General features: G+C 39.1%; 5 protein-coding genes. All 5 read left to right on the top strand.

Translation table 11 applies throughout. The features are described from left to right. Positions 1 to 20: 20 nt before the first annotated feature. The 5 genes from ACFOSX_RS13495 (at position 21) to ACFOSX_RS13515 (ending at position 15,096) form a co-directional block, all read left to right on the top strand. Complete coding sequence (locus ACFOSX_RS13495; protein ID WP_386102252.1) at positions 21 to 3,407, top strand: T9SS type B sorting domain-containing protein; 3,387 nt, start codon at positions 21 to 23, stop codon at positions 3,405 to 3,407. Positions 3,408 to 3,416: 9 nt separating this feature from the next. Continuing rightward, positions 3,417 to 5,849: a T9SS type B sorting domain-containing protein gene (locus ACFOSX_RS13500; protein ID WP_386102255.1), complete on the top strand. Its 2,433-nt coding sequence runs from the start codon at positions 3,417 to 3,419 to the stop codon at positions 5,847 to 5,849. Continuing rightward, positions 5,846 to 7,657, top strand: a complete 1,812-nt coding sequence (locus tag ACFOSX_RS13505; RefSeq protein ID WP_386102258.1) for a T9SS type B sorting domain-containing protein — start codon at positions 5,846 to 5,848, stop codon at positions 7,655 to 7,657. Before ACFOSX_RS13500 ends, ACFOSX_RS13505 begins: the two co-directional genes overlap by 4 nt. Positions 7,658 to 7,844: 187 nt before the next feature. Then, positions 7,845 to 12,674, top strand: coding sequence for a T9SS type B sorting domain-containing protein (locus ACFOSX_RS13510; protein ID WP_386102261.1), 4,830 nt, complete (start codon positions 7,845 to 7,847; stop codon positions 12,672 to 12,674). Between the two features lie 73 nt (positions 12,675 to 12,747). Beyond that, positions 12,748 to 15,096: a choice-of-anchor L domain-containing protein gene (locus ACFOSX_RS13515; protein WP_386102264.1), complete on the top strand. Its 2,349-nt coding sequence runs from the start codon at positions 12,748 to 12,750 to the stop codon at positions 15,094 to 15,096. Positions 15,097 to 15,113: the final 17 nt, after the last annotated feature.

Raw genomic sequence — 15,113 nt, forward strand, 5'->3', positions numbered from 1 at the left:
GATAGCTAGCGCTATCGGATATGACCTACAGGCATCTTAGTCTTTTATTAGTCTTCTTTTCATTTGTGTCCTTTGGACAGAATGAGGCTTCTAATTGGTATTTCGGACAAAACGCCGGAGTACAATTTGATTTAGATTCAGGAACAGTAACTGCTGTAACTAATGGTCAACTTAACACCTTAGAAGGTTGTACTTCAATATCTGATACCGATGGTAACCTTTTATTTTATTCGGACGGAATAACTGTTTGGAATAGAAATCATGTGGTGATGCAAGGCGGATTTGGTTTAAAAGGTGATCCTTCAAGTACTTCATCCGGGTTAATCGTTCCACAACCCCAAAATCCTGATTTATATTACATTTTTACCGTCGATGAACCCCATCATTGGAATACCTCATCTTTTCCTGGGCAGACCGATGGAGATGGTGTTAATGATGGGTTAATGTACACATTAATTGATATTACTTTAAATAGTGGGCTTGGTGCTGTCGTTGCAGGTCAAAAAAATGTTTCTCTTGTTACTTTTGACACTACCAATCCCTTACAGTCACAGTTAAAATGTTCTGAAAAAATCACTGCTGTAAAAGCTGATGATTGCTCCTCGATTTGGGTAATTACCCACTTTGTAGACCGATTTTATGCGTTTAAAATAGATGAAAACGGGGTTAATAATTCACCAGTAGAATCTGTAGTTGGCCCTATAGTACCTGCTGAAGGCTATCGACGTAATGCTCTTGGATACCTTAAAGCCTCTCCTGACGGCTCAAAATTGGTTGCTGCACATCAAGGTTTTGCGACATCTCTAGGCCAAGATACCCCAGGTGGTGTATATCTTTTCGATTTTGATAACGATACTGGAGTAGTAACAAACAGCATGGAGTTATATAATCCCAACAGGGGGAACAGCCCTTATGGAGTAGAGTTTTCAGCTGAAAACAGAAGAGTATACGCCACCATTGGAGGTGGACCTGGGGGCGGAGGGCCGAGTCAATTAGTTCAGTGGGATTTAGAAGCAACAGACATCCCCAATTCTTTACGCGTTGTAAATACTTCTAACACCATAAGTGCTGGAGCTATTCAGTTGGGCATTGATAAGAAAATTTATAGAGCGCAGCTGGCTTTTACGAATCCTTTTTCGTCTGATGAGTATCTTGGAGTAATCAATAATCCTGAATTACTAGGGACAGCTGCTAATTATAATCAATTTGGTGTTCTTTTGGATGTAAATGGAACAGGGCAAAATAAAAGTCGTATTGGCCTACCCCCGTTTATACAATCGTTATTCAATTCCCAAATCGATATTATTCAGAATGGTGAAAGCACAACCGAGCTTCTTCTCTGTGAAGGTGATACCTATACCTTAACTGCAGAAAATATTTTAGGTGCAGATTATGCTTGGACCAAAGATGGCTTGCCATTATCTGAAGATACATTTGAATTAGAAATCAATAATTCTGGGTTCTATGAAGTTTTTATAGAACCAAATAGTGGAGATTGTCCCATTGAAGGTAATGCCGTAGTTAATGTCTTTGATGTTCCAGTTGCAAATATGACAGAAGATATTATAATTTGTGATGATAATAATGATGGTATTTCAACATTTAATTTAACTCTAAAAAACAACGAAGTACTCGGACTACAAGACCCTTCACAATTTAGTATAGATTATTTTAGAACTGAAAGCGATGCTATAGATAATCAAAATCCTCTCAATCCCAACTACATTAACACCAATAACCCAGAAGAAATATTTGCTCGGGTCAGTAATACCGACAATCTAAACTGCTTCGATATTACTTCATTTAATATCCAAGTATTTGACACCCCAGTTATTACTTTACCAAGCGATACTTCATTTTGTGACACCAAGGATGACCCTTTTGACGGAATTTCCCTAATTGAACTCGATGCACTTTCAGCAACCATTTTAGGCCCTAACCAAAGTGATGCTGATTTTACGGTAAGCTACCACAATTCTATGGCTGAAGCTGAAACAAATACTGCACCGCTTGTAAGCCCATACTGCAATACCACAGCGTTTAGTGAAGCTATTTTTATACGTTTAGAGAATAATCTAAATACAGATTGTTTTGTAGTCGATAGTTTTACCATAACAATAAATCCCTCACCGCAAGCTACTGACGCAACAATTCTCCAATGTGATGAAGACGGTGTCCCAGATGGTAGAACTGTATTTAATATCACAGAAATAGAAAGTGACATTGCCAATGGCGAACCTACAAGTTCAGTGACCTATTTTTTATCACAAACAGATGCCGAATCAGATTTGGACGAAATAGACGGGACAAACTATCCCAACACAACCAATCCTCAAACGATAATTGCAAAAATTACCAATACCACTACGTCCTGTATTAATTATGCTGAAGTGACCCTACAAGTGAGTGTCACAGATTCTAATGACGCCACCATAGAACTATGTGATGACGATGGTACTGAAGATGGTTTTCGAGAATTTGATTTGTCTGAAGCAGATGCACAAGTACTTCAAAATTTACCAGCAGGATTAGAAACGGTCTATTACGGCACTAATGATGATGCGCTCTTGGAAGTAAATCCATTAAATAATTTGTTTGTCAACACTATCCCATTTGAGCAAACCATATACGTCCGTGTTGAAAATGACAATGCCTGTTACGGTATTAGTGAAGTTTTCCTAAGAGTGAAAGAATTACCAAACGTAGAAATTGAAAACGAAACCATCTACTGTCTCAATACCTTCCCCGAACGAATTACATTAACTGGAGGTATTATCGGTGATATTCCTAATAACTATTTTTATGATTGGTCTACGGGCGAAACCACATCTGAAATTCAAGTCAACGAAGCAGGAATTTACACTGTAAGAGTGACCAATGTTGAAGGCTGTTTTAAAGATAGAAGAATAACCGTGTTGGCTTCAAACATCGCCACAATTGAAGGTTTTAATGTAATGGATGCGTCTCAAAACAATACCGTTACAGTCTTAGTTAGTGGCGAAGGGGATTATGAATATGCTTTAGACAACGTTAATGGTCCGTACCAAGACAGCAACGTATTCGATGATGTAAGACCAGGCATTTATACGGTTTATGTTCGGGATAAAAACAATTGTGGTATTTCTGAAGATTTGGTTTCCGTAGTTGGTTTTCCAAGATATTTCACGCCAAATGGTGATGGCAATCACGACTTTTGGCAAGTTCAGGGCATTTCCTCACAGTTTCAACCAAACACCATCGTCTATATTTTTGATCGATTTGGGAAACTTCTTGCCGAAATAGATCCAACGGGTTCTGGCTGGGATGGGACATACAATAACAATCCAATGCCAACAAGCGATTATTGGTTCTCCGTAAAATTGGAAGATGGACGTGAGTTTTCTAGTCATTTTACTTTAAAACGCTAAACTCAGACTATGCCCCAATTGAAGATTATTCCATTATTACTGTTTTTTGTCTTTACTTCTTTTGCGTTTGCCCAACAGCCTAACGACTGCGCATTCTCTGTAACGGTTTGCGGAAATTCGAGTATAACTATTGATGTTGATGGTATCGGCACTCAAGAGTTATCAGGATCTAATACTTGCCAAAGCCAAGAAAATAATAGCATTTGGTTTAATATTACAATCGCGACCTCAGGAACTTTGGGCTTTGTGCTTACTCCAAATAGCACAGATATCAGCGAGGATTACGACTTTTTCATATTTGGCCCAAATAGAAGTTGTGGAAACATCGGCCAGGCCATTAGGTGCTCTACTACCAATCCACAAGCGGCAGGACAAGGCAATAATTTAACAGGAATGAACGCATCGGAAACTGATCCTACCGAAGGTCCTGGTGCCGACGGTAACAGTTTTGTTAGTGAGCTCCAAGTGACTGCTGGGGAAACCTATTTTTTGGTTATAGACAGACCTATCGGTAATAGTCCTTTTTCATTGGAATGGACCGGTACGGCAACCTTTCCTGATAATCCTGTAAATCCGGTATCGCAATCGCAATTAAATCTGGAAATCTGTGACAATAAAGCACCGTTTGATGATGGGATAGCTGATTTTGATCTTAGTAACCTTCAAAATCAAATTGAAAACAATCAATCTGATATAGAAGTCTCCTTTCATGAGAATGTTAGCGATGCCAACATAAATGACAATGTACTTCCGTCTGTTTATGAGAGCCTATCTGGCTCACAAAGTATTTATGTAAGGATTGAAAATAGCACTACGGGATGTTTTATTGTTAATCAGGTTGATCTTTCAGTTGTAGACTCACCAGAATTTAATACGCCAACAGATTTTTTGGTCTGTGATGATTTAGCCGATGGCGACGATACTAACGAATCAACAACTTTTGATTTTAACATTAAGACAGCCGAAATGCTTGCAGGTATTCCATCAGCAAACTATCAGATAAGCTACCATACATCACAAAACAATGCTCAAAACAATGACCAAGCCTTACCATTATTATATACAGTCTCTACACCAAATCCTATAGAAATATTTGTTAGGATTGAAGATTTAGATGCTGGCTGTGTGGGGTTTTCATCGTTCAATATTGAAGTTATTCCTGTACCTCTGGCAACTGATCTCTCGCTATTTCAATGTGACGAATTTGGCGCTCAAGACGGTATTGCACCATTTAATCTTTCTCAATCTGGTCCTATTATAACTGATATAACAGGAAGCATTTCCGTAACGTTTTATCGTTCGTTTGCTGAAGCTGAAACGCAGAGCAACCCTTTAAATGCTACAAATTACCTCAATAACCAGCCAAGTGAAATTGTATTCGCTAGAGTTACAAATACTGATACTAATTGTTTCGCCATATCTGAAATCAGTTTAGAAGTCAGCGTTACTTCTGCCAATGACGCTCTTCTACAAGTCTGTGATGCCGATGGCGTGGAAGACGGTTTCACGGAATTTGACCTCAGCCAAGCCAATGACCAAGTTTTAAATAATTTACCTCCCAACTTAACGCTATCCTATTTTGAAACCTTGGACAATGCTTTATTGGAAGAAAACCCATTAGACGTATTGTATACTAATACAGAAATCAACAATCAAATAATTTTTGTAAGAGTAGAAAATGACAATCAATGTTACGGAATCAATGAAATTGAGCTTGAAGTGTTAGATGTGCCAAATGTTATAATTTCTGAAAATGTCATTTATTGCCTCAACAGGTTTCCCGAACCAATAACTCTCAGTGGAGGCGTCATCAACGACTTACCCAATAACTATTTCTACAATTGGTCCACGGGCGAAACTACTTCTGAGATACAAGTCAGTGAAGCTGGCGTTTTCACCGTACGTGTATCTAACACTATCGGCTGTTTTATAGACCGAACGGTAACGGTTATCGCTTCAAACATCGCCACAATTGAAGGTTTTAATGTAATGGATGCGTCTCAGAACAATACCGTTACAGTCTTAGTTAGTGGCGAAGGCGATTATGAATTTTCTTTGGATAATGTTAATGGTCCGTACCAAGACAGCAACATATTCGACGATGTAAGACCTGGCATATATACGGTTTATGTTAGAGACAAGAACAATTGTGGTATTTCTGAAGATTTGGTTTCCCTAGTTGGTTTTCCAAGATATTTTACGCCCAATGGCGATGGTAATCATGATTTTTGGCAAGTACAAGGTATTTCCTCCCAATTTCAGCCAAAAACCATTGTCTATATTTTTGATCGTTTCGGAAAGCTATTAGCAGAAATTGATCCGACCAGTTCTGGATGGGATGGCACCTATAACGACAATCCCATGCCTACAAGTGATTATTGGTTCTCTGTAAAATTGGAGGATGGCCGTCAATTTTCGAGTCACTTTACTTTAAAAAGATGAAATTACAGTCGCGTCTCCTTCAGAATTCTTCCCTGGGATACCTCCTGTTTTTTCTGTTTTCTTTAGTGGCAATAAATTTTGGATTTGCACAAGACGTCTCACTTTTCAATCAACTCAATGGGCATTATGATTATGTAGCTATCGGAAATACCATGAATCTTCAGGAAAACGGATTGTTTTCAGATTGTATAATTCAAACTGAAAGCGCTTCAGAACTCAACTTAGAGGAAAATCAGAGTATCATAGCCGCCTATTTATATTGGGCAGGTTCAGGTAATGGTGATTTTGATATTAATTTGAATGAAACTGCTCTTCTTCCGAATCGAACATTTTCTGACAGCTTAGATGATACTCGAGTCTTTTTTGCAGCATTTGCTGATGTTACTGAACAAATTTCTACAACAGGAAACGGTACCTATACGCTATCTAATTTAGATGTATCAGCCGTCATTCCGCCATATTGCCCTACGGGAACCAACTTCGCCGGCTGGGCTTTGGTAGTTGTGTATGAGGATTTGAGTTTACCCTTGAATCAAATAAATATTTATGACGGATTACAGAGTGTTCCTGACACGCTTGAAATTAACCTTACCAACCTTAATGTTTTTGATAACGAAGACGCCAAAATAGGCTTTATCGCTTGGGAAGGTGACGATGCACTTGCCGTTAATGAACAACTGACAATTAATGGCAATGTGATTAGCAATGCACCTTTGAACCCGGCGAACAATGCTTTTAATGGCACCGATAGTTTTACTGGTCAATCAGATCTTTACAATATGGATATTGATGTTTACAATATTCAGAATAATATAGCCATTGGCGATACTTCTGCGACCATCAGTTTAACCTCAGGACAGGATTTTGTAATGATTAATTCTGTCATTACCGTGCTTAATAGTCAATTGCCTGATGCAAAAATAGTCATAGACAACATCAATATCACCTGTGGTTCGCAGGACATATCGATTGATTATACGGTTTTTAATACCAACAGCACAGCGAGTTTGCATGCAAATACACCAATTGCGTTCTATGCGGATACAAGTTTAGTGGGACAAACCCTAACACAATCCGAATTACCAATAGGCGGAAGCGAATCGGGAACCATAACGCTGACAATTCCTGAAACACTCAGCCCAAATTTTGAACTAGTTGCTGTTGTCGATGACAATGGTCAAGGCATGGGAATTGTAACCGAAACCAATGAGACTAATAATACGACCATGTCTCTGGTTGAATTACTCATCATTCCTGAGATACAAAACCTTCAAGATTTGTTGGCCTGCAATGAAGGTTTCAATACAGCAACTTTTAATTTATTTGATGCCTTGACTGATTCGGGTCTAGACGAAGCCAATGCAACGTTTTATGACAATTTGAATGATTTAGAAATGGCATCAAATTCAATTTTAAATAGTCAAGACTTTCAAAACTCATCGGACCCACAATTGATTTTTGTTCGATTAGAAACTGAGCTTTGTTATGAAATTTTTCAATTTATAATAGAAACCGAAAACTGTCCCCCAGAAATTCCCGAAGGATTCTCACCCAATGGTGATTCAAAAAATGATACCTTCAATATCAGAGGACTTTATGATATATTTTTAGAGCATCGCCTCTTCATTTACAATCGATACGGTACGCTTATTTTTGAAGGTGATAATGATTTACCATGGGATGGCACCATTAATAGAGGAATTGACAACAAAGGAAATCGTGTTCCAGTTGGCACCTACTATTTTGTTCTCAACTTGAATGATCCAGAATATGAAGCAATCTCAGGCTGGGTTTATGTTAATTATTAATAAAACTGCCTTACAATCTTATCAAATATTTGACGTTTTCTATACAGATAAAGAAACAGTAATATTACATTTAATCGTATTTTTTTGCATTTAGTCTAATATTTAGTTATGTTTGGCCGTAATCCGAGATTAATAGTCATTTTACAAATCTAAAAGAGGGATTATACTAGTACTTAACCGAAACTCTATGAGATGGAAGTCTTCCATTTTAGGTATAATCTTGTGTGCCTACTGCACTGTCGGTATGGCGCAACAAATTTCCGTTGACAATTCACAAACACCACAGCAACTTGTTGAAAATCATTTAATTGAAGGTTGTGTAGAGGTTTCGAATATAAATTCTCCCGTTAATGGGACTGCTAGTGGCTTAGGCAGTTTTGGTTATTTTGAACGTGCAGGTTCAAACTTTCCGTTTGAAAATGGTATTGTACTAACTACAGGAAACGCCTTATCAGCCGGAAATACTCAGAATACCAATGTTTTAAATGAAGGAACTCCAGCTTGGGGTACCGACGCTGATTTAGAAAATACCTTAGGCATTTCAAATACGGTTAATGCCACGACCATAGAATTTGATTTTATATCAGCATCCAACCAAGTACAATTCAATTATATCTTGGCATCTGAAGAATACTTTCAGAATTTTCCTTGCCTCTACTCCGATGGATTTGCCTTTTTGATTAGACCTTCAGGTTCAACCGCGCCATATACCAATATCGCTTTGGTACCAGGTACGGCAACTGCTGTTAATACAACGACTATTCGTCCTGAAATTACGGGTCAATGTAGCGCACAAAACGAACAATATTTTCAAGGCTATAATGTTGGTGACACCAATTATAATGGGAGAACAACGGTACTATCTGCTACAGCTAGCATTATTCCAAATACATCCTATCATATCAAATTGGTTATTGCTGACCAGACGGACCAAAACTATGATTCTGCCGTTTTTATTGAAGGTGCTAGTTTTAATTCTATTGTAGAATTGGGTGATGATATTTCTACATGTTTACCGATGGTGGAGTTAGATGCAGACATTAATAATCCACAAGCCACTTACGAATGGTTTTTAGACGGCGCTCCTCTCTCAGGGCAAAATGCGCCACAATTGAGTGCCAATGCATCAGGAACTTACTCAGTTAACGTTACTGTACCTTTAAATGGTGGACCTTGTACTATTTCAGACGATGTTAATGTATTGGTTAATGACAGCCAAACACCTACGGCCATTCCAGATTTAACCCAATGTAATTATAGCGGTGGCGGTCCTCAAGAAACCTTTAATTTAGATTTAGTCATTGATGACGCCATCAATTCCGTGACCGACGGTGATTATACCATTAGTTTTCATACGAGTCAAGCAGATGCTCAATCGGGAGCTTCTCCTGTTTCTGGTAATTATCAGAATACCTCAAATCCGCAGACGATTCATATTCGGATTGAGGAAAATGGTTCAGGTTGTGTCATTTTAAATACTGTTGACCTTGTTGTGAATCCATTACCGTTTGTAAACCAACCAGATACTTTAGTGGTTTGCGATGACCAAGTTGCAGACGGCTTCACAGAGATAGATTTGACCCAAGTCGATAACGAGATTACGGGCGGGCAGGCCAATCTAGAGGTCTCCTATCATTACACACAGGCGGATGCCGATATTGGCTCCAACCCTATTCCAATGCCTTATGTGAACGACAATCCCAATGATATGGTTTTTGTCAGCGTTCAAAACACAACAACGAGCTGTATCAATACCACAACCTTAGATATTGAAGTGCTCGAAACACCTCCCGTAAACACAGACACCAATCATTATATTGATGCGTGCGATAGTGAATATGATGGATTTTCAACCTTCGATTTAACCAGTATTGCTTCAGACATCATCATCGACGGAACAAATACTACGGTGACTTACCATACTACCGAAGCCGATGCCGAATCTGGAAACAACCCAATTGCCGACCCTTCAAATTTTTCAAACACACAACAAGATGAACAAATCGTTTTTATCCGTATTGAAGATAATACCACAGGTTGTATTTCTATTGTTCCTATTGAAGTCCATTCAAACTTACTGTTAACAGGAACTAATATTCTTAATTTTTCGCTTTGTGATGAAGGCAATGACGGCGTGGAAGCCTTTAATCTTGAAACGATTGCCGAGACGATAGCATTTGATATTCCAGATTTGACTATTTCATTTTATGAAAACGAGGATGACCGTGACAATCAAGTGAATGCTTTAGACCAAAGTCAGGAGTATTTCCCACCGAATAATCCGCAAACAATATATATTGAAATCAGTAGCCCAACCTGTACGGAAGTGTCCGATTTGGAATTGTCTCTAGACGCCATAGACACATTTCCGCCAATTGGAGACCAGCTCGTTTGTGACGAAGACCAAGATGGGATGACCATTGTAGACCTCACTCAATTTGATGCCTTAGCGACAAACAATACTGATGGATTTACGGTTAGCTATTATTTAACGGAGGAAGATGCTGATTCAAATTTGAATCAACTTCCAGATTTTTATTCAAACACTACCAATCCGTTTACGGTGTTTACTAGGGTTCGCTCCAGTGCTACTTTTTGTGCGGATATCAATAGTTTTCAGATTACCGTTGGTGAAGCGCCAATGACCAATCCTCCGAATAACATTGTGGTTTGTGATGATGACCAAGACGGGTTTTCAATTGTAAATTTAAATAGTGTGACTACTGATATTATAGGTTCTGACGCCGATAGAAGTCTGAGCTTCTTTAATACACCTGAAGATGCGGAAGCCAACACCAACGTCATCCCAACACCAGAGGCCTACAACGCACAAACCGAAACCCTAACCGTAAGGGTTGAAGACACCAACTCTGGCTGTTCTTCGCTTGAAACGTTAGAAGTCATTGTAAATACACTTCCTGTTTTCCCTAGTATTTCGCCATTAAATGTCTGTGAAAACGATACAGACGATTTTGCTGATTTTATTCTGAATGTAAAGGATGATGAAATCATAAATGGCGCTACAGATAAACAAGTGCTTTATTTTGAAAATCCTACAGATGCAGACACGGGGAACAATCCTATTGATAAGGATAACGCCTACCAAAACACCAGTAACCCACAAACCATTTATGTCCGTGTCGAAAATTTAACGGATGCCTCGTGTTATGGCACCAATTCTTTTGAATTGAATGTCGGTACAAACCCAGCATTTACGGAACCTACAGATATTTTCATTTGTGACGATATGTCTAACGACACGTTTGAAACCATTAACCTCAACGATAAACGAACCGAAGTACTCCAAGGTACTACTGAATCTGTAACGATTACGTTTTATGACAATGAAATGGATGCCATAAACGGCACCAACGCATTGGCAGACGACTACACCAATAGCGTAAATCCTCAGGAGGTTTTTGTAAAGATTGATAACGGCTCATTGTGTGCCTCCATCACCTCTTTTGCCATGACCGTTGTCCCAGTTCCGATAGTGAACAACGCAGACCCATTTTCACAGTGTGATACGGATTATGATGGCAGTGTTAATTGGGATTTAACCCTTGCAGAACTTAATATTCTAGATATAAGACAAGACAATATTGCCATTGCCTATTTCGAAAATTTTGATGATATCGATAGTAATTCCAATCCTATAGACACACCTGAAGATTTTGACAATACATCAAACCCACAAACGGTTTATATCAAGGTAACCAACACGGTTTCGGATTGTTATGTAGCGTTACCGATTGAATTAATTGTAAATCTCCCACCGGCATTCAATGATTTTCAGACCTATGAAATTTGCGATAATGAGGCAAACACCTTTAATCTCGAAGACATCAACGCTGTCATTGTCGACGATGCTTCAGATGTGGAGATTGTCTATTACCCGACAAATCAAGATGCGGAAGACCAGACCAACCCTCTCGATTTAAATTATACCTACACGACAAATAGCGACACAATTCATTCGCGATTAACGACTAATTCTACTGGTTGTTTCATAGTTTATCCTTTCCAACTTATCGTCAATCTTCCACCTGTCGCGAATATGCCTGAAGACATGGAGCAATGCGATGATGATTTTGATGGTTTCAACACTTTTGATTTAGATGACCAAGAAGCAAGTATTCTCGGCGGGCAACCAGCATCCGATTATTTTGTAACTTATCATGAAAGTTTAGAGCAAGCCAATTCTGGCGACAATCCATTACCACTTAGCTATAATGCTGAAAATGGACAAACCATATTTGTCAGGGTTGAAAATATAGCGACGACCTGCTACTCAACAACATCGTTTAACACGATTGTTCATCCATTACCGTTGATAGACATTCCGACTCAGACCATATGCCCGGAAAACTTCCCCCTTGTGGTCAGTGCAGAAACTGGCTTTGATACGGATACGTATTTATGGTCGACAAATGAAGCAACTTCAGAAATTGAAATCCGAGATATTGGCACCTATAGCGTTACCGTAACTACAGAAAACGGTTGCTCAATAACAAGCACTTTTGAAGTTATAGAATCTGAACCTGCCATGATTGACGTGGTAGAAGTCGTAGATTTTTCAGACCCAAATAACATTACGGTTACTATTAGTGGTACTGGTGACTATCTGTATCAACTTGATGATTTTGAACCTCAAGAATCCAATATTTTTGAAAACGTTGGTCTCGGCTATCACACCTTAACTATTATTGACAGAAATGGATGCGCCTCCGTTACTAAAGAAATATTGGTTATTGATGCACCAAAATTCTTTACGCCAAACGATGATGGTGATTTTGACACTTGGCATATCACGGGTGTACAAACATTGCCTGGCACGATAGTTTATATTTTTGACCGTTATGGCAAACTCCTAAAAGAATTACCTCATTACTCAAGAGGCTGGGATGGTATCTACAATGGAAATAAAATGCCCGCGACCGACTATTGGTTCTCTGCAGATGTAAAACGCGGGGATATTGCTTTTACCGTTAAGGGGCATTTTGCCCTGCGTCGCTAGACTGCTTTTAACCTTATACAGTCCGTTTTCAACATTACTTATAGTTATATTTGTAGTCGATTTTTAGCAATACATGAGATACACCCTTTTACTGTTTTCTTTCTTTTTCTTATCCATAAGTTTTGCCCAAAATATTTCTGTGGACAGCCAAAGTTTTACGCCACAGCAATTGATTGAAGATATCCTTATTGATAGTGATTGCATCACGGGTGTTTCTGTTACTAATGTCGTCGGTGGAAATTTCAATGGCACTGACCAGAGTTATGGCTTTTTTGATGCAACAGGAACGACCTTTCCGTTTCAATCAGGAATTGTTATGAGTACGGGCCGACTAGCAAATGTTCCTGGTCCAAACACCACCCTTAGTGACGATAATGCTTCAAATTGGGAAGGTGATAACGATTTAGAGACCATACTCAACGAAACGGGAACTACCAATGCCACAATCATAGAATTCGATTTTACAGCTGTAGCATCAGCAGTGTCTTTTAGATACATATTTGCTTCGGAAGAATACCAAGAAAATAACCCCAACAGCTGTAATTTCTCGGACTTATTCGGATTTCTCATTAGACCTTCAGATGGACAAAACCAGTTTGAAAATATCGCCTTGGTACCTGATACGGATATTCCTGTAAAGGCAACAACTGTAACGCCTGGTGTTCCTGGGTCCTGCCCGCCACAAAACGAAACCTATTTTGGAATGTACAATGGAAATGTATCTCCTATTAATTTTAATGGCCAAACCGCGATTTTAACGGCAAACGCCGAAGTCCTTCCTGGGGAATCCTACAGCGTAAAATTGGTAATTGCCGATGAACAGAATTTCAGGTTTGATTCTGCTGTTTTTTTAGAAGCAGGCAGTTTTCAATTGTCAACAGATTTAGGGCTAAATCGTTTGGTTGCAACAAACAATCCGGTTTGTGAAGGGGAAAGCGTAATCTTAGACGCAACACTTCCAGGCCAAAACGGATACGATTGGTTTAGGGATGGTGTTCTTGTACAATCAGACCCTATCGGTTGTACAGGCTGTGGTACTTTTACAGCGACCGAAGCAGGGTTTTACAACGTAGAAGTGACCTTGGCCAATAACTGTGAAGCCTTTGGGGAAGTGACTTTGGAATATGCTGAAAACCCCATTGCTACGGATACAGCCTTGACCGAGTGCGATTTTAATCAAGATGGGCTAACCACTTACGATTTAAACGACGCGTTTTCTGTGTTAACAGGTGATAATCCTAACCTTGTCGTTTCAGGCTATTTTACAAGTTTAGCCAATGCCATGAACAATGTTGATGTCATAACCAATGTCACTACGTTTGAAAATACCTCGCCTAATCAAATCATATATGCACGTGTGATTAATCAGGCGAATTGTTTTGATATTGGTGAAGTAGAATTGAGAATTAGTACAAACACGGTTGATATTCCAGATTTAGAAGTGTGTGACCGAGACGATATTGATGGAATTAGTATTTTCGATTTAACGGATATTCAACCTTCTATTCAAAATCAGATTCCACCTGATGCGTTTCTGACGTTTTATGAAACCGCACAAGATGCTGAGCTTGCCATAAATGCTCTAGGTACCGTTTATGAGAATACAGAGCCAAACCAACAGACTATTTTTGTACGCGTTGAAAACGACTTTCAGTGTTTTGCCATTTCCGAAGCCACTCTTGTTGTCCTATTTACACCTACCCTGATGCCCGATGAAACAGTGTTCTATTGTGTGGATACATTTCCAGAACCTATCGAACTTATGGGCGGTGTACTTAACGATTTACCAAACAATTACTTCTACGATTGGGAATTTAACGGTATGCCCACTGACCTAACAACATCAACTATTGAAGTCAATGAGACAGGTACTTACACGGTAACCGTGACAGACCCTAACGGTTGTTCTTCAAGCAGAACGATTATAGTTTTACCTTCTGAACGCGCCACGATTTCAGGGGTTAATGTTGATGGGATTGGTAATACCAATACAGTGACTATTTCAGTTACAGGGTCTGGTGATTATGAATTTGCTTTAGATAATCCCAATGGCGATTATCAAGATGAAAATACCTTTATCAATATAACACCAGGATTTCATACGGTATATGTGCGAGATAAAAACGGCTGTGGCATTACAGAACAAGTCATTTCAGTATTGGGCTTTCCAAAATACTTCACACCAAACGGCGACAGCAACCACGACTTTTGGCAAGTAGCTGGCGTCAATTTTGAATTATACCCACAACTCGTCGTCACTATCTTTGACCGTTTTGGTAAATTGATTCAAGTACAGAACAGCAGAAATTCGGGATGGGATGGCTCCTACAAAGGGCTGAATCTCCCTAGTTCCGATTATTGGTTTACGGCAGAATTTGGCGATGGGCGTAGCTTTTCTGGGCATTTTGCCTTGAAACGCTAAGCACTTTTTAGTCGCTG

This window comes from Winogradskyella maritima (assembly GCF_042650215.1).
Lineage (GTDB): Bacteria > Bacteroidota > Bacteroidia > Flavobacteriales > Flavobacteriaceae > Winogradskyella > Winogradskyella maritima.